Source organism: Pseudomonas sp. GM18, from assembly GCF_000282195.1.
Taxonomy (GTDB): domain Bacteria; phylum Pseudomonadota; class Gammaproteobacteria; order Pseudomonadales; family Pseudomonadaceae; genus Aquipseudomonas.
In genome coordinates this window covers 1-20,547 of sequence record NZ_AKJT01000083.1, presented here as the reverse complement: position 1 = coordinate 20,547, position 20,547 = coordinate 1, and the positions used below count along the sequence as shown (strand labels likewise).

The 20,547-nt window shown below is 59.3% G+C and carries 18 protein-coding genes; 8 read left to right on the top strand and 10 right to left on the bottom strand.

The window, feature by feature from the left end; genetic code table 11:
* The first annotated feature begins 116 nt into the window (after positions 1 to 116).
* On the top strand, positions 117 to 566 hold the full coding sequence (locus PMI21_RS07455) for an EVE domain-containing protein (RefSeq protein ID WP_007940355.1): 450 nt from the start codon (positions 117 to 119) through the stop codon (positions 564 to 566).
* Between the two features lie 106 nt (positions 567 to 672).
* Here PMI21_RS07455 and PMI21_RS07460 read toward each other — a convergent pair whose 3' ends face one another.
* Positions 673 to 1,080 (bottom strand): flagellar basal body-associated protein FliL, encoded by a 408-nt coding sequence (locus PMI21_RS07460; protein ID WP_019580533.1) that lies wholly within the window; start codon positions 1,078 to 1,080, stop codon positions 673 to 675.
* A gap of 150 nt (positions 1,081 to 1,230) precedes the next feature.
* Between PMI21_RS07460 and PMI21_RS07465 the strand changes: the two genes are divergently transcribed.
* Together PMI21_RS07465 and glpT are read left to right on the top strand one after the other, a co-directional pair.
* Complete coding sequence (locus tag PMI21_RS07465) at positions 1,231 to 2,208, top strand: NADPH:quinone oxidoreductase family protein (protein WP_007940353.1); 978 nt, start codon at positions 1,231 to 1,233, stop codon at positions 2,206 to 2,208.
* A gap of 204 nt (positions 2,209 to 2,412) precedes the next feature.
* On the top strand, positions 2,413 to 3,762 hold the full coding sequence (gene glpT, locus PMI21_RS07470; protein ID WP_007940352.1) for a glycerol-3-phosphate transporter: 1,350 nt from the start codon (positions 2,413 to 2,415) through the stop codon (positions 3,760 to 3,762).
* Here glpT and PMI21_RS07475 read toward each other — a convergent pair.
* The 7 genes from PMI21_RS07475 to PMI21_RS07505 form a co-directional block, all read right to left on the bottom strand.
* On the bottom strand, positions 3,738 to 4,406 hold the full coding sequence (locus PMI21_RS07475) for a gamma-glutamylcyclotransferase (RefSeq protein ID WP_007940350.1): 669 nt from the start codon (positions 4,404 to 4,406) through the stop codon (positions 3,738 to 3,740). The genes glpT and PMI21_RS07475 overlap by 25 nt on opposite strands.
* 222 nt (positions 4,407 to 4,628) lie before the next feature.
* Positions 4,629 to 5,597: a CDP-6-deoxy-delta-3,4-glucoseen reductase gene (locus PMI21_RS07480; protein ID WP_007940348.1), complete on the bottom strand. Its 969-nt coding sequence runs from the start codon at positions 5,595 to 5,597 to the stop codon at positions 4,629 to 4,631.
* Complete coding sequence (ubiD, locus tag PMI21_RS07485) at positions 5,597 to 7,063, bottom strand: 4-hydroxy-3-polyprenylbenzoate decarboxylase (protein ID WP_007940347.1); 1,467 nt, start codon at positions 7,061 to 7,063, stop codon at positions 5,597 to 5,599. Before ubiD ends, PMI21_RS07480 begins: the two co-directional genes overlap by 1 nt.
* Before the next feature lie 80 nt (positions 7,064 to 7,143).
* Positions 7,144 to 9,099 (bottom strand): acyltransferase family protein, encoded by a 1,956-nt coding sequence (locus PMI21_RS07490; RefSeq protein ID WP_007940346.1) that lies wholly within the window; start codon positions 9,097 to 9,099, stop codon positions 7,144 to 7,146.
* A gap of 331 nt (positions 9,100 to 9,430) precedes the next feature.
* Positions 9,431 to 10,690, bottom strand: a complete 1,260-nt coding sequence (gene rho / locus PMI21_RS07495; protein ID WP_007899384.1) for a transcription termination factor Rho — start codon at positions 10,688 to 10,690, stop codon at positions 9,431 to 9,433.
* Positions 10,691 to 10,937: 247 nt separating this feature from the next.
* Complete coding sequence (gene trxA / locus PMI21_RS07500) at positions 10,938 to 11,267, bottom strand: thioredoxin TrxA (protein WP_003206727.1); 330 nt, start codon at positions 11,265 to 11,267, stop codon at positions 10,938 to 10,940.
* A gap of 120 nt (positions 11,268 to 11,387) precedes the next feature.
* Positions 11,388 to 12,095: a FadR/GntR family transcriptional regulator gene (locus PMI21_RS07505; protein ID WP_007940344.1), complete on the bottom strand. Its 708-nt coding sequence runs from the start codon at positions 12,093 to 12,095 to the stop codon at positions 11,388 to 11,390.
* 257 nt (positions 12,096 to 12,352) lie between these two features.
* Here PMI21_RS07505 and PMI21_RS07510 point away from each other — a divergent pair, with 257 nt between their 5' ends.
* The 5 genes from PMI21_RS07510 (at position 12,353) to ppx (ending at position 16,947) form a co-directional block, all read left to right on the top strand.
* The gene (locus PMI21_RS07510) at positions 12,353 to 13,138 is read left to right on the top strand and encodes a transporter substrate-binding domain-containing protein (RefSeq protein WP_007940343.1); all 786 of its coding nucleotides are present in this window, start codon (positions 12,353 to 12,355) and stop codon (positions 13,136 to 13,138) included.
* Positions 13,139 to 13,160: 22 nt separating this feature from the next.
* The gene (locus PMI21_RS07515) at positions 13,161 to 13,841 is read left to right on the top strand and encodes an amino acid ABC transporter permease (RefSeq protein WP_007940342.1); all 681 of its coding nucleotides are present in this window, start codon (positions 13,161 to 13,163) and stop codon (positions 13,839 to 13,841) included.
* On the top strand, positions 13,838 to 14,488 hold the full coding sequence (locus tag PMI21_RS07520) for an amino acid ABC transporter permease (protein WP_007940341.1): 651 nt from the start codon (positions 13,838 to 13,840) through the stop codon (positions 14,486 to 14,488). The genes PMI21_RS07515 and PMI21_RS07520 overlap by 4 nt, the downstream gene beginning before the upstream one ends.
* Complete coding sequence (locus PMI21_RS07525; RefSeq protein ID WP_007940340.1) at positions 14,475 to 15,212, top strand: amino acid ABC transporter ATP-binding protein; 738 nt, start codon at positions 14,475 to 14,477, stop codon at positions 15,210 to 15,212. Before PMI21_RS07520 ends, PMI21_RS07525 begins: the two co-directional genes overlap by 14 nt.
* A 232-nt stretch (positions 15,213 to 15,444) precedes the next feature.
* On the top strand, positions 15,445 to 16,947 hold the full coding sequence (ppx, locus tag PMI21_RS07530; RefSeq protein WP_007940339.1) for an exopolyphosphatase: 1,503 nt from the start codon (positions 15,445 to 15,447) through the stop codon (positions 16,945 to 16,947).
* Positions 16,948 to 17,100: 153 nt separating this feature from the next.
* On the opposite strand, the gene ppk1 is transcribed toward ppx, so the two are convergent.
* A complete protein-coding gene (ppk1, locus tag PMI21_RS07535) occupies positions 17,101 to 19,323 on the bottom strand; it encodes a polyphosphate kinase 1 (RefSeq protein WP_007940338.1) in 2,223 nt (740 codons plus the stop codon).
* A gap of 18 nt (positions 19,324 to 19,341) precedes the next feature.
* The gene (gene hemB / locus PMI21_RS07540; protein WP_007940337.1) at positions 19,342 to 20,355 is read right to left on the bottom strand and encodes a porphobilinogen synthase; all 1,014 of its coding nucleotides are present in this window, start codon (positions 20,353 to 20,355) and stop codon (positions 19,342 to 19,344) included.
* Positions 20,356 to 20,547: the final 192 nt, after the last annotated feature.

The following is a 20,547-nucleotide window of genomic DNA, read 5'->3' as shown; positions in this document are numbered from 1 at the left end:
AAGGCCGGCATTTTGCGACAACGTGAACCGACACGCAAACGCTGGCGTCAACCGACTGTCGGTTTGTCATAAAATTGACCGTCAACTTGCCCACTCACCTCGCAAGGAGCAAAACCATGGCCTATTGGCTGATGAAATCCGAGCCCGACGAACTCTCCATCAAAGATCTGGAGAAGCTTGGCCGAGCGCGCTGGGACGGGGTTCGCAACTACCAGGCGCGCAACTTTTTACGGGCCATGGCAGTGGGTGACGGGTTTTTCTTCTATCACTCCAGTTGCCCGGAACCGGGGATTGCCGGGATCGGAAAGATCGTCGAGGCGGCGTACCCGGACCCGACGGCGCTGGAGCCCGAGAGTCATTACTTCGATCCGAAGTCCACTGCCGAGAAAAACGCCTGGAGCGCGATTGATGTCGCTCATGTCGAGACGTTTTCCAAGGTGCTGAAGCTGGATTATCTGAAGCAGCAAACGGCGCTGGCCGAGATGCCATTGGTACAGAAAGGCTCACGACTGTCGGTGATGCCAGTGACGGCCGAGCAATGGGCGGCGGTTATGGCTCTGCGTTGAAGATCGCTAAAAGATCGCAGCCTGCGGCAGCTCCTACAGGGAACGCGCTCGGCGTAGGAGCTGCCGCAGGCTGCGATCTTGGCAATCAATCAGACAAAGCAAGAACTCACTGAATGATCAGGTTGTTGAACAACAGATCCTCAACCACCGGCTTGCCGGTTTCATCGTTCATCACTTGCTGGGTCTGCTTCAAGGCTTCCTGACGCAGCTTTTCCTTGGCTTCGACGTTGTTCATGGTTTCGGTGGTCTGCTGGGCAAACAACGCCACCAACTGATTGCGGATCAACGGCTCATTGGCCTTTACTGCTTTGGTCGCCTCGTCACCGGTCACCCGCAACGCCACATCGGCCTTGTAGACCTTGAGCTTCGGCGTACCGTCCAGCCCATAGTTGCCCACGAACGGCGGGCTCAGGGTGATGTAGTTGACCTTCGGGGCTTCACCTTCTTTGGCTTCTTCGGCCATCGCTGCCACAGGCAGAGACAGGGCCAGCATCAACATGATCCACGCTTTCACAATTCGCTCCTTATCCGGTTTGCGGCCTAGCATAACGACCCGCCGCTCAAGCACAAGCTTATGGCTGACTATCAGGGTCGGGCATGCTCGTTGACCCGTTGACTCACACACCTACACTTATCGGCCATCACTCCCAAAGGAATAGCCCTGATGAAAGCCGTGCTGTGCAAAGCCTTCGGCCCTGCCGAATCGCTGGTGCTGGAAGACGTCGCCAGTCCTGTTGCGAAGAAGAACGAAATCCTGCTGGACGTGCACGCGGCCGGGGTGAATTTCCCGGACACGCTGATCATCGAGGGCAAATACCAGTTCAAACCACCCTTCCCGTTTTCACCGGGTGGCGAAGCGGCCGGCGTGGTCGGCGCGGTGGGCGAGAAGGTCAGCCACCTCAAGGTCGGTGACCGGGTCATGGCCCTGACTGGCTGGGGCAGTTTCGCCGAGCAGGTCGCGGTACCGGGCTACAACGTGCTACCGATCCCGCCATCGATGGACTTCAACACCGCCGCCGCCTTCAGCATGACCTACGGCACTTCGATGCACGCCCTCAAGCAACGGGGCAACCTGCAACCCGGCGAAACCTTGCTGGTGCTCGGCGCTTCCGGCGGCGTCGGCCTCGCCGCCGTGGAAATCGGCAAAGCCATGGGCGCCCGGGTGATCGCCGCCGCCAGCAGCGCGGAAAAACTCGCGGTGGCCAAAGCCGCCGGCGCCGATGAGCTGATCAACTACAGCGAAACCAGCCTCAAGGACGAAATCAAACGCCTGACCGACGGCCAGGGCGCCGACGTGATCTACGACCCGGTGGGCGGCGACCTTTTCGACCAGGCCATCCGCGCCATTGCCTGGAACGGCCGTCTATTGGTGGTCGGTTTCGCCAGCGGACGCATCCCTGAATTGCCAGTGAACCTGGCATTGCTCAAAGGAGCCGCGGTGGTCGGGGTGTTCTGGGGCTCGTTTGCCCAACGCCAACCACAGGACAACGCGGCAAACTTCCAGCAGTTGTTTGGCTGGTTTGCCGAGGGCAAGTTGAAACCGCTGGTGTCGCAGGTGTATCCGCTGAGTAATGCGGCGCAGGCGATCAATGACCTTGGCCAGCGCAAGGCGGTCGGGAAGGTTGTTGTGCAGGTTCGCTGATTATTTTCCAGCCGGGTCGCAGCACTGCGCCCCGGCTCTATCATCCCCACACCGACCCTCATTTACACCTGAGCGACATGTTCATAAAGGAACATGCAATCTCCAACATTTCCGCTGTTTTGCCGATGCGAACCGGTGCTATTTTCGGTAACGAAACTGTAACATTCGCATCCGCAGTCAAAACAAGAAATCTGGAGCTCTTGAATGTTTGCTTTCTTTCGTCCTGCCGCACATCAGGCTCCATTGCCTGAAGAAAAAATAGACAGCACCTACCGACGCCTTCGCTGGCAGATCTTCGCCGGGATTTTCATTGGCTATGCCGGTTACTACCTGCTGCGCAAGAACTTCACCCTGGCGTTCCCGGACCTGATCGCCCAAGGCTATACAAAAGGCCAACTGGGTGTGGCGATGTCGGCGATTGCAATCGCCTATGGCCTGTCCAAGTTTCTGATGGGCATCGTGTCCGACCGCTCCAACCCGCGTTACTTCCTGCCCTTTGGCTTGGTGGTGTCCGCCGCGGTGATGTTCGTTTTCGGTTTCGCACCTTGGGCCACGTCGAGCGTGACCATGATGTTCATCCTGTTGTTCATCAACGGCTGGGCGCAAGGCATGGGTTGGCCGCCGAGCGGGCGAACCATGGTGCACTGGTGGTCGCAGAAAGAGCGTGGCGGTGTGGTTTCGGTCTGGAACACCGCGCATAACGTTGGCGGTGGCTTGATCGGCCCGCTGGCGATTCTCGGCATGGGCTGGTTCAACGACTGGCACAGCAAGTTCTACGTCCCGGCTGCCGTGGCCTTACTGGTCGCCGTGTTCGCCTTCATCGTGATGCGCGATACGCCGCAATCGACGGGCCTGCCGCCGATCGAGAAGTACAAGAACGATTACCCGGAAGGCTACGACGCCAGTCACGAAGAAGAATTCAGCGCCAGGGACATCTTCGTCAAATACGTGCTGCGCAACAAAATGCTCTGGTTCATCGCACTGGCTAACGTCTTCGTCTACCTGCTGCGCTACGGCATTCTGGACTGGGCGCCGACCTACCTCAAAGAGGTCAAGCACTTCGACTTCGACAAGACGTCGTGGGCTTACTTCCTGTACGAGTGGGCGGGCATTCCCGGCACGCTGCTGTGCGGCTGGATGTCGGACAAGATCTTCCGTGGCAACCGTGGTCTGACCGGCATGGTTTTCATGGCGTTGGTGACCGTTGCGACGATCGTGTATTGGCTGAATCCGCCGGGCAACCCGATGATCGACATGATCTCGCTGTTCGCCATCGGCTTCCTGATCTACGGCCCGGTGATGCTGGTCGGCCTGCAGGCGCTGGAACTGGTGCCGAAGAAGGCCGCGGGTACGGCCGCAGGCTTTACCGGCCTGTTCGGCTACTTGGGTGGTTCCGTCGCGGCCAGTGCCATGATGGGCTACACAGTGGACTATTTCGGCTGGGATGGCGGCTTCATTCTGTTGGTCGTTGCCTGCCTGCTGGCGATGGCGTTCCTGGCACCTACCCTGGGCCACAAAAACGTCGCCAGTCAGGGCCGCGAAGCGCTCGCCTGATCTGCCTTTGATTTGCAGCGCTTGAGCCGCGCCTCCAGATTCCGGTCTGGCATGGCGTGGCTACGCAGGGCGTGGGCGGTCTGCTCGACATACTCGCGAGTGGTGCCGTAACGCCCGCAAGCGTTTTCAAATACCTGGCTCAGCACGTGATCCGGCAAGTTGCCGGCATAGCTGGGCAGGTGCCGCTCCAATACAAATCCCAATGCCTGAACCTGGTTTCCGTTTTCAAGACGGCAGTTGAGCCAATGTGGACGATAGGACGGGAATGGCATTTCACGCTGCCACAGCGCATAAAGCGAAGCGTCGAGCTGTTCTTCGGGCAAGCGATAAGCGAAGCCGCTGCAAGAACCACCGCGATCCAGGCCAAATACCAGCCCCGGCACTTCCGGCGTGCCGCGATGCTCGTGGGACCACAGGTACAAACCGCGATGGTAGCCATGCACCCGGCCGCGCACTCGCTCAACCGCCGCACATTCAGGCCGCCAGATCAGCGAACCATACGCGAACAGCCAGACCGGCCCACCCTTGTGGCGCGCCATGGTCGACTGCATCGAGCTGAGCAATTGTTCGTGCGTAAGCTGCGGCCCCAGGTCGAGCCGCGGAGGGTAAGCCAGATTCAAAAAAGCAGATTCAATGGCGCTCATGGCGAATAGCGTTCAGCTCCCCGCGGGTGAAGAATTACTTAATAGAACGCACCGCTGTAACAATAAGGCACATAACGTTTAAGGCAATTTAAGTGCCATGGCACAGTTTTAAACTGATTGCCTGCATGAGATATAACCTACCGGCATTTACATAAATTCATAAATACCGATGGGCTATATAGAGAGTTATAACGATCAGGCTCGCAGATCAGGATCTGCGGATCAAGATCGCGGCGCGTAAGCGAATACATCCGCGCGCATTTGATGGGCATCCATGCCGGCTTCGACCAGCGCATCCAGAGTGCCATAGACCATGGCCGGAGAGCCGCTGGCGTAGACGTGCAGTGCTTTCAGATCAGGGAAATCTTCACACACCGCCTCATGCAACATGCCGCAGCGCCCTTGCCAGCCGCATTGATCGCTGACGACTTTATGCAGGAACAGATTGGGCAACTTCAGCCATTCATCCCAATGCTCGACGTTGTAAAAGTCTTCAGGTCGACGCACGCCCCAATACAGGTGAACTGGATGCTTGAAACCCGTGGCGCGGCAATGCTCGATCAGGCTGTGGATCTGCCCCATGCCGGTACCGGCAGCAATCAGTACCAGAGGACCGTTCGGCAGTTCCGCCAGATGGGTGTCGCCGAACGGCATCTCGATCCGCACCATCGGGTTGCGCTGGAGCTGTTCGATCAGGCTCAGCGCACTGCTTTCGCGCGCCAGTACATGAATTTCCAGGTCGCGGCCGGAATGCGGTGCAGAGGCCAGGGAAAAAGCGGATTTTTCGCCATTCTCACGTTCGATCATCAGGTACTGGCCAGCGTGATAACGCGGTGGCTTGCCCGCAGGCGCACGCAGACGCACGCGCCAGGTATCGCCGCCGACGTCCCTGCATTCAATGACCTGACACGACACGCTGCGCACCGGCAGTTCTCCCAGCGCGAGCACGCCATCCCACAGCACGATGCAGTCTTCCAGCGGCTCTGCAATGCAAGTGTAGAACTCGCCATGGTCGCGCACATCACCAGCCTGTTCGACCCGCCCTTCCACCAGCAACGCGCCGCACACATGGCAATTGCCGTTACGGCAACTTTGTGGGCATTCATAGCCCAAGCGCCGCGCGCCATCGAGAATCCGCTCGCCGGGCAGAATCTCAAGCACTGCTCCGGAGGGCTGCAAGGTTACACGCATCAATCTATTCCTAACTGATTCCAGATGGCATCGATCCGTTGGGTAACGGCTTCATCCTTGACGATGACCCGGCCCCACTCGCGGGTGGTTTCGCCTGGCCATTTATGCGTGGCATCGAGCCCCATCTTCGAACCCAGGCCGGAGACCGGCGAGGCGAAGTCCAGGTAGTCGATCGGCGTGTTATCGATCATCACCGTGTCGCGCTTGGGGTCCATGCGCGTGGTAATGGCCCAGATCACGTCGTTCCAGTCCCGTGCGTTGATATCGTCGTCGGTGACGATAACGAACTTGGTGTACATGAACTGTCGCAAAAACGACCAGACACCGAGCATTACCCGCTTGGCGTGGCCGGGATACGACTTCTTCATGGTCACGATGGCCATGCGGTACGAGCAGCCTTCGGGCGGCAGGTAGAAGTCAGTGATCTCAGGGAATTGCTTCTGCAGGATCGGCACGAACACTTCGTTCAGCGCCACACCGAGAATCGCCGGCTCATCCGGCGGACGGCCGGTGTAGGTGCTGTGGTAGATCGGCTTGATCCGATGGGTGATGCGCTCGACGGTGAACACCGGGAAGCTGTCGACTTCGTTGTAGTAGCCGGTGTGGTCGCCGTACGGACCTTCATCGGCCATTTCGCCCGGATGGATCACGCCTTCGAGGATGATTTCGGCAGTGGCCGGCACTTGCAGGTCGTTGCCGCGGCATTTCACCAGTTCGGTGCGATTGCCCCGCAGCAGACCGGCGAAAGCGTATTCGGAGAGGCTGTCCGGCACCGGCGTCACGGCGCCAAGAATGGTGGCCGGGTCAGCGCCCAGGGCCACGGACACCGGGAACGGCTGGCCGGGATGTTTCTCACACCACTCGCGGTAATCCAGCGCGCCGCCACGATGGCTCAACCAGCGCATGATCACCTTGTTGCGACCGATCACCTGTTGACGGTAGATGCCGAGGTTCTGGCGATCCTTGTTCGGACCTTTGGTGACGGTCAGGCCCCAGGTGATCAGCGGGCCGACATCGCCTGGCCAGCAGGTCTGCACCGGCAACATCGCGAGGTCGACATCGTCGCCTTCAATGACCACTTCCTGGCACACCGCGTCTTTGACGACTTTCGGCGCCATCGAGATGATCTTGCGAAAGATCGGCAGCTTGGACCAGGCGTCCTTCAAACCTTTCGGCGGCTCGGGCTCCTTGAGGAACGCCAGCAACTTGCCGATTTCGCGCAACTCGCTGACCGACTCGGCGCCCATGCCCATGGCCACCCGTTCGGGGGTGCCGAACAGGTTGCCGAGCACCGGAATGTCATAGCCGGTGGGTTTTTCGAACAACAGCGCCGGGCCTTTGGCCCGCAGCGTGCGATCACAGACTTCGGTCATCTCCAGCACTGGAGAGACGGGGATCTGGATGCGTTTCAACTCTCCGCGCTGCTCAAGCTGCTGCACGAAATCCCGAAGGTCCTTGAATTTCATTGATGATGGCACCCCTAAAATAGGCGTACATCCTACCTGCTCTGCCGGCCAAACAGCAGCCTGTCAGTGCGCAGCAGCAATCAATTGTGATTTGCACCCAGCAGCAACGGGGCAAACAACGGGCTCAAGCGGGCACCGCCGGTGTCCGACAGATGATCCTCGTCCTTGTACTGCGAATGACCATTGACCTCGATACTGCAAATCTGGCCCACACACATCATTGGCGTAGGATCGATGACATGTACACCTGGGTCGGCGGCACTCATCGAGTCGAACAAGGTATTGAGAAAATGCTGGCGCGCCAGGTGCTCTTCGAGCGGGCGGCCCAGCCCCTCGGCCGAACGCCCGATCCGGGCCAGGCTCGTCAGTCGGTCAATGGTGCCCTTGCGCTGCAGCGGCACTTCCTTGAACAACCAGACTTGCGCGCCCGCCTCCCTTAACGCCGCCACCCGCGCCTTGAGCGCCGTGGTCATACGCGTCTCGGCCTGGGCCGTATTGTCATACTGATTAAGCAGAACCTTTTTATCGCCGTCTTCGCGACCGTAAACGTAAAGACTCCAATTGGATGCCAGTACCACATCCTTAATCTGCAGGCTGCGAACCCGCTCCATTGTCTGTTCGTTGAAATCCTTGCAACGCTGGCGCAGGTCATCGCTCAGAACCGGCGGACAGGCACTCATGCTGTAAAGCCATACCGGGCGACCCTCGCGCTTTGCGCTACTTTCGATCGCCGGCAACAGCGCGGCAGCGTGACTGTCGCCCCAGAACATTTGCGTCGCCGGAATCTCTTCGTTACCCCCCACCAGACACGCCTTGTCCAGTTTTTTGTCCGAGGTCACCGACATGCATTTCATCTGTCCGGCCCGCCACTCCCGCGACAGCGCATATTCCAGCGCTTTGCCGGTAAGGCGTTGAGGAAAACCATCCGCCGATCGCACCATCGAACCGGTGATCGCCAGCGCGACCATGGCCAGCAGCCCCCCCAACAACACGGGTTTGCGTCCGGCAAGCAAGCGCCTTTCACGGAATGGGAGTTCGACGAAGCGCCAGCTCAGCCATGCAAGGCCGAGCGCCAATAGCATCCAGCCCGCAGCCTCCAAGGGCTGAATGCCGTCGATCGAAATGGCATTGGCGTAGACATAGACCGGCCAGTGCCACAAATACAAGGAATAGGAGAGCAAGCCGATCCATACCAGCGCGCGAGCACTCAAAACCTGAGCGCTCCATGTAGAACCGTGCCCGCCTGACCAGATCAGCGCGGTTGCACCGAGCACAGGCAGCAAAGCCGCCCAGCCTGGGAACACCGTGGCCTTGTCGAAAGTGAAAACAGCCACCAGGACCGCCATTAACCCGGCCACTCCCACAGACTGATAGAGCCAGGGCCGCACAGCGTGTCTTGGTGCGGGCAAGACCGCGAGCATGGCACCGCACAACAGCTCCCAGGCCCGTGTCGGCAGCGAGAAGAAGGCGACGTCGGGCTTGCGGTCGATATAGGCGATATTCAGCCCGAAAGACACCAGCAGCACGGCAAACAACATCCAGCGCCAATGGCGCACATGACGCATCAACAACACCATCAACAGCGGAAAGAAGATGTAGTACTGCTCTTCAACGGCCAGGGACCAGGTATGCAGCAACGGCTTCAATTCCGACGCGGGCTGGAAGTAGCCGTCTTCACGCATGAACAGAATGTTGGAAATGAACAGCGACTGATAACGAACCGTCCTTCCCAACTCAGAGAAGTCCTTGGCCGTCAGCAACAACCAGCCCAGAGCCAGCGTCGCCAACAGCACCACGCTCAGGGCTGGAATAATTCGTCGTGCACGGCGAGCCCAGAAATCGACGAAGCTGAAACGCTGCGCGCTGATCTCACGGAACAGGATGCTGGTAATCAGGAATCCGGAAATGACGAAGAAGACATCGACACCGACAAAGCCACCACTGAACGTGCTGAAGCCAAAATGAAACAGCACGACCGGAATAACGGCCAAAGCCCGCAATCCGTCAATATCACGGCGATTGCCAAATGTGTGCATAACATTCCTTGTCATTTCAGATACAAAGACGATTGAAAAGGGACTCACCGATAGCGCGACTGCGGATATTCGACGGAGATCAACTTAGGGAAAGACCTGTCAAAACACTTGACTCAATCGCCAGCAAGATTGGATTCAGGGGCAATTGATCTGCTGTTAGCGGGCGGCGACACCCATTGAATGGGCGCCAGTTTACAGCACAGTAAGTATCAATCCAGATACAAAATACCGGGCGCAAAAAAAAAGCGCCCTTTTCGGGGCGCCCTTTTCTGAAGCGTTTGTCGCCTCCTGAACAGGCTTAACCTGCTTCAGGACCAGACAGTACTTCGTGTTACTTACGTTTCATCGACAAGAAGAACTCGTCGTTGGTCTTGGTCTGTTTCAGCTTGTCGACCAGGAACTCGATGGCAGAAACTTCGTCCATCGGGTGCAGCAGTTTGCGCAGAATCCACATACGCTGCAGTTCATCGTCGGCAGTCAGCAACTCTTCGCGGCGAGTACCGGAACGGTTGATGTTGATGGCCGGGAACACACGTTTTTCGGCGATCTTGCGATCCAGAGGCAGCTCCATGTTGCCGGTGCCTTTGAATTCTTCGTAGATCACTTCGTCCATCTTCGAGCCGGTTTCAACCAGCGCGGTAGCGATGATGGTCAGCGAGCCGCCTTCTTCGATGTTCCGTGCAGCGCCGAAGAAACGTTTCGGTTTCTCCAGGGCGTGGGCATCGACACCACCGGTCAGCACCTTGCCGGAGCTCGGGATCACGGTGTTGTAGGCACGCGCCAGACGGGTGATGGAGTCGAGCAGAATCACCACGTCCTTCTTGTGCTCGACCAGGCGTTTGGCCTTCTCGATCACCATTTCAGCAACCTGCACGTGGCGGGTTGGCGGCTCGTCGAACGTCGAGGCAACCACTTCGCCGCGCACGGTGCGCTGCATTTCGGTCACTTCTTCCGGACGTTCGTCGATCAGCAGCACGATCAGATGAACTTCAGGGTTGTTACGCGCAATGTTTGCCGCGATGTTTTGCAGCATGATCGTTTTACCGGCTTTCGGCGGAGCAACGATCAGGCCGCGCTGGCCTTTGCCGATCGGGGCGCACAGGTCGATGACACGACCGGTCAAGTCTTCGGTGGAACCGTTGCCGGCTTCCATCTTCATGCGCACGGTCGGGAACAGCGGGGTCAGGTTCTCGAAGAGAATCTTGTTTTTCGCGTTCTCGGGACGATCGTAGTTGATCGTGTCGACCTTGAGCAGCGCGAAATACCGCTCGCCTTCCTTTGGAGGGCGGATCTTGCCAACGATGGTGTCACCGGTGCGCAAGTTGAAGCGGCGGATCTGGCTCGGCGAGACGTAAATGTCGTCCGGGCCGGCGAGATAGGAAGCATCAGCGGAGCGCAGGAAGCCGAAGCCGTCCTGGAGAATCTCCAGCACGCCATCACCGGAGATTTCCTCGCCGCTTTTAGCGTGCTTTTTGAGCAGGGAGAAAATCACGTCCTGCTTGCGCGAACGGGCCATATTTTCTATGCCCATCTGTTCGGCCAATTCGAGCAGTTCGGTGATCGGCTTTTGCTTGAGTTCAGTCAGATTCATATAGGAATGACGTAATCATTTATGGAGGGGGGAAATTAAGCTTTTGGCTTAATGAGGCCGCGCCGCGGAGAAGGCGACAGGATCGCGTACTTATTCGAAAAGGAGTGCGTCGGCGACGGCTAGCAGGGGGCAGTGGAGAAACCAGTGCGGGGCCGAATGTACCACCTGAGTTTCGGAGCGTCTAGCCCTCAATAACGAAAAGGCCCCGCATAATGCGGGGCCTTTTCATGACGCTTTATAACAACGCTCAGATGTTGGCGTCGAGGAAAGCGGCCAGTTGCGACTTCGACAGCGCGCCGACCTTGGTGGCTTCGACGTTGCCGTTCTTGAACAGCATCAGCGTCGGGATACCACGCACGCCGTGCTTGGCCGGGGTTTCCTGGTTCTCGTCGATGTTCAGTTTGGCAACGGTCAGCTTGCCTTTGTAGGTCTCGGCAATTTCGTCCAGAACAGGAGCGATCATTTTGCAAGGGCCGCACCATTCAGCCCAGTAGTCGACCAGTACAGCGCCTTCGGCCTTGAGTACGTCGGCCTCGAAGCTAGCGTCGCTAACGTGTTTGATAAGATCGCTGCTCATGGAAGTCTCCAGGTTGTAAGCAAAAAAACGTGGCCCATCATAGCTGCCCTTCCCCCGTTCAGGAAGCCGCAGATGATTGAGTCTCGCTATGGTGGCCCATGAATTTGGGTATAGCTCAAGTCACGAGGTGGCGGGAGCGACGAAGGCAATTCCGGTGCGCAGGGCGGCGTTGCGCACATGTTCCTGCATGGCCTTCTGTGCGGCGCCGGACGATCGGCGCGCCAGGGCACGGAGGATTTTACGGTGTTCCTGCCAGGTTTCCATGGCCCGTTCGGCCCGGATGAACGGTAGCTTCTGGCTCTCCAGAAAGATGTCGGCGCTGGCTGTCAGGATGCTCAGCATCGCCTGATTGCCGCTGGCCAGGAGGATGCGCCGGTGAAACTCGAAGTCCAGTCGCGCCGCCGCATCGAAGTTGGCGGCACGCAGTTCGTTGCGCATGGCGGCGACGTTGTCTTCCAGGGCATCGAGATCCTCGGTGCTCAGGGTTACGGCTGCCAAACCTGAGGCAAAACCCTCCAGCGCATAGCGCAACTGGAAGATGTCCAGCGGCGATGCCTGGGCCGCGAATGGCCAGCCTGGCACCGCATCGCCCCGGGGCAGATCGACCGGTGATTGCACGAACACGCCCTTGCCCGGCTGGATGCTGATCACGCCCAGCGCACTCAGGGACGACAACGCCTCGCGCAACGACGCCCGGCTGACCCCCAATTGCACCGCCAGGTCCCGTTGCGAGGGCAAGGCATCCCCCGGCCCGAAACCTTGCTCGGTGATCAGTTTGCGGATGGCTTGCAGCGCCACTTCAGGTACTGCGCGGGAGATCGAGTTCATGGTTTCTTCAGACGAACCAGGCCAATGAGCGGCTAGTTGTAAAGCTATTCGCGACGTCCGGCAAGTCGTGCCCCATGGGGGTTCGGGATTTTTCACGGGTGCGCCATCAGGGTGCGAAACACCACCCAACTGTTCAGACCAGTAAGACCGAGCGACACCAGCAAAACCGTGGCCTGCACCCCCTAAAAACGAATCTTGGCATGGCCCGTGCTCTGTCGATCCGCAGAAATCACTTCCCGCCGATCCGGAGATTTGCCATGACCCAGCGTTACAGCGCCCTCCTCGCAGCCCTGTTTGCCAGCCTGATGCTGAGCCAGGCTCCCGCCCACGCCGACGGTCTGGAGGATGTGGTCAAACGCGGCACCCTCAAAGTCGCCGTGCCCCAGGACTTCCCGCCGTTCGGTTCGGTCGGCCCGGACATGAAACCTCGCGGCCTCGACATCGATACCGCCAAACTGCTGGCCGACCAACTCAAGGTCAAACTCGAGCTGACCCCGGTCAATAGCACCAACCGCATCCCGTTCCTGACCACCGGCAAGGTCGACCTGGTGATTTCCAGCCTCGGCAAGAACCCGGAGCGCGAGAAAGTCATCGATTTCTCCCGTGCCTACGCACCGTTCTACCTCGCCGTGTTCGGCCCGCCAGACGCCGCCATCAGCGGCCTGGATGATCTCAAGGGCAAAACCATCAGCGTCACCCGTGGCGCCATCGAAGACATTGAGCTGACCAAAGTCGCCCCCGAAGGCGTGACCATCAAACGCTTCGAAGACAACAACTCGACCATCGCCGCCTACCTCGCGGGCCAGGTCGACCTGATCGCCAGCGGCAACGTGGTGATGGTGGCCATCAGCGAGAAAAACCCGAAACGCGTACCGACCCTGAAAGTGAAGCTCAAGGACTCGCCGGTGTACGTCGGCGTAAACAAGAACGAGCCGGCGTTGCTGGACAAGGTCAATCAGATCCTCACCACCGCCAAGGCTGACGGTGCGCTGGAAAAGAACTCGCAAACCTGGCTGAAAGAACCGCTGCCGGCCGATCTCTGATCGTTCGCGCGGGAGACGACTTATGGCTTATCAGTTCGATTTCTTGCCGGTGGTAGAAAACACCGACCTGCTGCTGCGCGGTGCGCTGTTCACTCTTGAGCTGACGGCCGTTGGCGCAGTGTTCGGGGTCGCTCTGGGCATCGTCGGCGCGTTGGTGCGGGCGTGGAACATCCGCCCGTTCGCCGGCATTTTCGGGGTCTACGTCGAGTTGATCCGCAACACACCCTTTCTGGTGCAGTTGTTTTTCATCTTCTTCGGTTTGCCGTCGCTGGGCCTGCAGATTTCCGAATGGCAGGCGGCGGTGCTGGCGATGGTGATCAACCTGGGTGCCTATTCGACCGAGATCATCCGCGCCGGCATTCAAGCGATCCCCCGCGGGCAACTGGAAGCCGCGGCCGCCCTGGCGATGTCGCGTTTCGAAGCCTTCCGTTATGTGGTTCTGCTGCCGGCACTGGGCAAGGTCTGGCCGGCCCTGAGCAGCCAGATCATCATCGTCATGCTCGGCTCGGCGGTCTGTTCGCAGATCGCTACCGAAGAGCTGAGCTTCGCCGCCAACTTCATTCAATCGCGCAACTTCCGTGCCTTTGAAACCTATGCCCTGACCACGCTGATCTACCTGTGCATGGCGCTGCTGATCCGCCAATTGCTGAACTGGATCGGCCGCCGCTACCTGTCCAAAAGCAGCGCAAGGAGCAGCCAATGAGCGATTTCACCTTCTGGGACATCCTGCGCAACCTGCTCACCGGCCTGCAGTGGACTCTGGCGTTGTCGCTGGTGGCGTTTATCGGCGGTGGGCTGATCGGTTTGCTGATCATGGTGATGCGGATTTCAAAGAAATCCCTGCCCAACCACTTCGCCCGCACCTACATCGAATTGTTCCAGGGCACGCCGTTGTTGATGCAGCTGTTTCTGGTGTTCTTCGGTGTGGCCTTGGCCGGTGTGGAAATTTCACCGTGGATGGCAGCGGCGATTGCCTTGACGCTGTTCACCAGCGCCTACCTGGCGGAGATCTGGCGCGGTTGCGTCGACTCGATCCCCAACGGCCAGTGGGAAGCCTCGTCGAGCCTGGCGCTCAACCCGCTGGAGCAATTGCGTTACGTGATCCTGCCGCAAGCGCTGCGCATCGCCGTAGCGCCAACCGTAGGCTTCTCGGTGCAAGTGGTCAAAGGCACCGCCGTCACCTCGATCATCGGCTTTACCGAACTGACCAAGACCGGCGGCATGCTCGCCAACGCGACCTTCGAACCGTTCATGGTCTACGGCCTCGTCGCCCTCGGTTACTTCCTGCTCTGCTACCCCTTGTCCCTCAGCGCGCGCTACCTGGAAAGGAGACTGCATGCCTCTGCTTAGAATTTCCGCCCTGCATAAATATTACGGCGACCACCATGTACTCAAAGGCATCGACCTGAGTATCGAGGAAGGCCAGGTGGTGGCGATCATCGGTCGCAGCGGCTCGGGCAAGTCCACCTTGTTGCGCACTCTCAATGGTCTGGAGTCGATCAACGACGGTGTGATTGAAGTCGACGGCGAATACCTCGATGCTGCCCGCGCCGACCTGCGCAGCTTGCGGCAGAAAGTCGGGATGGTGTTCCAGCAGTTCAACCTGTTCCCGCACCTGACCGTCGGCGAAAACGTCATGCTTGCGCCACAAGTGGTGCAGAAAGTGCCGAAAGCCAAAGCCGCCGAACTGGCGCGACAGATGCTGGAGCGGGTCGGGCTGGGCGAGAAATTCGACGCCTTCCCGGATCGACTCTCTGGCGGCCAGCAACAGCGGGTGGCGATCGCCCGGGCGCTGGCCATGTCGCCGAAAGTCTTGCTGTGCGACGAAATCACCTCGGCCCTGGACCCGGAACTGGTCAATGAAGTGTTGAGCGTGGTCCGGCAACTGGCCAAGGAAGGCATGACATTGATTATGGTCACCCATGAAATGCGTTTTGCCCGGGAGGTTGGGGATAAGTTGGTGTTCATGCATCAGGGCAAGGTGCATGAGGTGGGAGATCCGAAGGTATTGTTTGCCAATCCGCAGACGGCGGAGCTGGCTAACTTCATTGGGACCGTGGAGGCGACGGGCTGAGAGTTCTTCAGCGCATCTGAGGCCGCCTTCGCGGGCAAGCCTCGCTTCTACAGGGTTTTGCGCCGTCCGTGCAATTGAGAACCTGTAGGAGCGAGGCTTGCCCGCGAAGGGGCCAACAGCAACACCACAAGTCCCCGTGGTGAAAGATCGCAGCCTTCGGCAGCTCCTGTGCGTTGGCGCGAGCGTTTGATCGTGGCAGGATGTCGAGGTTATCGACCGAGACCCCCTGACCATGCCGCTATCCCAAGTCAAGAATCTGTCCCTGATCGCCGCAATCGACCTGGGCTCCAACAGCTTTCACATGGTCGTGGCCAAGGCCCAGAACGACGAAATCCGGATTCTCGAACGTCTCGGGGAGAAGGTTCAGCTGGCCGCCGGCATCGACGAAGAGCGTCAACTCAGCGAAGAATCCATCCAGCGCGGGCTCGATTGCCTGAAGCGTTTCGCCCAACTGATCAACGGTTTGCCGCCTGGCGCTGTGCGGATCGTCGGCACCAACGCCCTGCGCGAAGCCCGTAACCGTGGCGAATTCATCCGTCGCGCCGAAGAAATCCTCGGCCATCCGGTAGAAGTCATCTCCGGCCGTGAAGAAGCCCGTCTGATTTACCTCGGCGTCTCCCACACCCTCGCCGACACCCCGGGCAAGCGCCTGGTGGCCGACATCGGCGGTGGCAGTACCGAATTCATCATCGGGCAGAGATTCGAGCCATTGTTGCGCGAAAGCCTGCAAATGGGTTGCGTCAGCTACACCCAACGCTATTTCAAGGACGGCAAGATCACCCCGGCCCGCTACGCCCAGGCGTATACCGCAGCGCGGCTGGAGATCATGAGCATCGAACACGCCCTGCACCGCCTGACCTGGGATGAAGCCATCGGCTCCTCGGGCACCATTCGCGCCATTGGCCTGGCGCTGAAGGCCGGCGGGCATGGCACTGGCGAAGTGAACGCCGAAGGCCTGGCCTGGCTCAAGCGCAAGCTGATCAAACTCGGCGATGTCGAGAAAATCGACTTCGAAGGCATCAAGCCCGACCGCCGGGCGATCTTTCCCGCCGGGCTGGCGATTCTCGAAGCGATCTTCGACGCCCTCGAACTGCAACGCATGGACCACTGTGAAGGCGCCCTGCGCGAAGGCGTGCTCTATGACCTGTTGGGCCGTCATCATCACGAAGATGTCCGTGAGCGCACGCTCAGCTCGCTCATGGAGCGTTACCACGTTGATCTGGAGCAAGCCGCGCGGGTCGAACGCAAGGCGCTGCATGCCTTCGATCAAGTGGCCGCAGACTGGGAGCTGGATGATGGCGTCTGGCGCGAACTGCTGAGCTGGGCGGCCAAGGTCCATGAAGTGGGCCTGGACATCGCCCACTATCAGTATCACAAACACGGCTCGTACCTGATCGAGCACTCGGACCTGGCCGGATTCTCCCGCGAAGACCAACTGATGCTCGCGCTACTGGTGCGTGGCCACCGTCGCAATATTCCCAAGGACAGGTTTGCCGATTTTGGCGACGACGGCATCAAGCTGATTCGCCTGTGCGTGCTGCTGCGCTTTGCGATTCTGTTCCACCACATCCGTGGCACCCAGGCAATGCCACAGGTCGTGCTGCACGCCAACGGCGACAGCCTGGATGTGTTATTCCCGGAACATTGGCTGGATGACAACCAGTTGACCCAGGCCGACTTCGCCCTGGAAGCGGAATGGCTGACCCGCGTCGGCTTCGTACTGAACGTTCGCTAAACCCCACTCCTGTAGAAGCACGGCTTGCCGGCGAAGGCGATCTCACGGACGCCTTCGCCGGCAAGCCGTGCTCCTACAGGGGGGCGTGATTAACGTTCGATAAAAAAATGGCGATCCGCATGGATCGCCATTTTTTATCACCCAAGGTTTGCGTTAACGAACCGCCAGAATCGGGCTACCCAACCGCTCCAGCAAGGTTGCTTGGGCACTGCGCGGGTTCTGGTTGCCGGTCGGGGTGTTGCGGATGTAGCGACCGTCCGACTGCAGGCTCCAGCTGTGGGTGTTATCGGTGAGATAAAGCTCCAGCTCTTTCTTGACCCGCAAAATCAGCTTCTTGCCCTCGACCGGGAAGCAAGTCTCGACGCGCTTGTCGAGGTTGCGTTCCATCCAGTCGGCACTGGACAGGAACATCTGCTCTTCACCGCCATTGAGGAAGTAGAAGACACGGGTGTGTTCCAGGAAACGACCGATGATCGAGCGCACGTGGATGTTGTGCGACACCCCGGCGATACCCGGTCGCAGGCAGCACATGCCGCGCACCACCAGATCGATGCGTACCCCGGACTGGCTGGCCTTGTACAACGCGCGGATGACTTTCGGATCGGTCAGCGAGTTGAACTTGGCGATGATGTGCGCCGGTTTGCCATCGAGGGCGAATTGCGTCTCCCGGGCAATCATGTCGAGCATGCCCTTCTTCAACGTGAACGGCGCGTGCAACAGCTTCTTCATGCGCAGGGTTTTACCCATGCCGATCAACTGGCTGAACAGTTTGCCGACGTCTTCGCACAAGGCATCGTCGGAGGTCAGCAAGCTGTAGTCGGTGTACAGACGGGCGTTGGCGGCATGGTAGTTGCCGGTGCCCAAGTGGGCGTAGCGGACAATCTCGCCGGCTTCGCGACGCAGAATCAGCATCATCTTGGCGTGGGTCTTGAAACCGACCACACCGTAAATCACCACGGCACCGGCCGCTTGCAGACGGCTGGCCAGTTGCAGGTTGGATTCTTCGTCGAACCGCGCGCGCAATTCGATCACCGCCGTCACTTCCTTGCCGTTGCGCGCGGCATCCACCAGTGCATCGACGATCTCCGAGTTGGCGCCGCTGCGATACAACGTCTGGCGAACCGCCAACACGTGCGGATCCTTGGCCGCCTGACGCAGCAAATCGACCACCGGGGTGAACGACTCGAACGGGTGCAGCAGCAGGATGTCCTGCTTGCTGATCACGCTGAAAATGTTCTCGCTGTTCTGCAGCAGTTTCGGGATCTGCGGGGTGAACGGGGTGTATTGCAGCTCCGGATGACTGTCCAGGCCGGTGATGCTGAACAGCCGCGTCAGGTTGACCGGGCCGTTGACCTGATACAGCTCGGTCTCCTGCAGGTTGAACTGCTTGAGCAGGTAATCGGACAGGTGTTTCGGGCAGGTGTCGGCCACTTCCAGCCGCACCGCATCACCGTAGCGACGGGAGAACAATTCGCCGCGCAGGGCGCGGGCCAGGTCTTCTACGTCTTCGGTGTCGACCGCGAGGTCGGCGTTCCGGGTCAGGCGGAACTGGTAGCAGCCCTTGACCTTCATGCCCTGGAACAGGTCATCGGCGTGCGCGTGGATCATCGACGACAGGAACACGTAGTTGTCGCCAGGGCCGCCGACTTCTTCCGGCACCTTGATAACCCGCGGCAGCAGACGCGGCGCCGGGATGATCGCCAGGCCGGAATCGCGACCGAAGGCGTCGATGCCTTCGAGCTCGACGATGAAGTTCAGGCTCTTGTTCACCAGCAACGGGAACGGGTGCGTCGGGTCGAGGCCGATCGGGGTGATGATCGGCGCGATCTCGTCACGGAAATAACGGCGGACCCAAGTCTTGAGTTTGGTAGTCCAGTAACGACGACGGATGAAGCGGACCTGATGTTTTTCCAGCTCCGGCAACAGAATGTCATTGAGGATCGCGTATTGGCGGTCGACGTGACCGTGCACCAATTCGCTGATGCGGGCCAGGGCCTGGTGCGGTTGCAGGCCATCGGCGCCGGCCTGTTCACGGGCGAAGGTGATCTGCTTCTTCAGGCCGGCCACACGAATCTCGAAGAACTCGTCCAGGTTGCTGGAGAAGATCAGCAAAAACTTCAGCCGCTCCAGCAATGGGTAGGACTCATCCAGCGCCTGTTCCAGCACGCGGATATTGAACTGCAGTTGCGAGAGCTCGCGATGGATGTACAGGCTGCTGTCATCCAGACCGGGAATGGCAATCGCTGGCGCCGCCACAACGGGCTCGGCCACCACCGCGGGTGGAGCGGGCTCCAGCTCCGGCGGGGTTTCGGCGATTTGCTCCACCACGGGTTGAGCGTCTTTTACGGCAACTTCAGTGAGTCCTTCGGTATTCATCGAATGTTCCTGGGAGGGCTATTTTTGCTCTCGTAACAATTGAGCAGCACGGACGGCAAAGTAAGTCAGGATGCCATCAGCGCCTGCACGTTTAAAAGCGGTCAGGGATTCGAGGATAACCCCTTCGCTCAACCAGCCATTCTGGATCGCTGCCATGTGCATGGCGTATTCGCCGCTGACCTGATACACAAAAGTCGGCACTTTGAACTCTTCCTTGACCCGATAAAGGATATCCAGATACGGCATGCCTGGCTTGACCATGACCATGTCTGCGCCTTCTGACAAGTCCGCCGCCACTTCGTGCAGGGCTTCGTTGCTGTTGGCCGGGTCCATCTGATAGGAGGCCTTGTTGGCCTTGCCCAGGTTCAACGCCGAACCCACCGCATCGCGGAACGGGCCGTAGTAGGCACTGGCGTACTTGGCCGAGTAGGCCATGATCCGCACATTGACGTGCCCAGCCAGCTCCAGCGCTTCGCGGATCGCCTGAATGCGGCCGTCCATCATGTCTGACGGAGCCACCACCTGAGCGCCGGCTTCGGCGTGGGACAGGGCCTGTTTAACCAGTGCGTCGACGGTAATGTCGTTCTGCACGTAGCCTTCTTCGTCGAGAATGCCGTCCTGACCGTGGGTAGTGAACGGGTCCAGGGCAACGTCGGTGATCACACCCAGCTCAGGGAACTGCGCACGCAAGGCACGAGTAGCACGCTGAGCGATGCCGTTGGGGTTCCAGGCTTCAGCGGCGTCCAGGGATTTGAGCTCAGGTGGCGTCACCGGGAACAGTGCCAGCGCCGGAATTCCCAGCTCGACCCATTTGGCTGCTTCTTCCAGCAACAGATCGATGGTCAGGCGTTCGACGCCCGGCATCGACGCCACTGCTTCGCGACGGTTTTCACCGTCCAGCACGAACACCGGCAGGATCAGGTCATCGACGGTCAGTACGTTTTCACGAACCAGTCGACGCGAAAAATCATCACGACGGTTGCGACGCAGGCGGGTTGCAGGAAACAAACGGTTGGCGGGGGTAAAGCTCACGGCAGACTCCTGAGCCCGCGCTGGCGGGCGAGCGTGACAGTTATAAGCGGCCATTATGACCAACGTATTACAGTTATGTGCACCCCTGTGACTAGGGGGCGTTCTCAATTAGTTTCCCCGCCGCGTTGTCGCCTTAAAGCGGGCCAGGCAAGGCGCAGGCCGCTGGGAATGGTTGTTCCCTTTCCAAGGCCT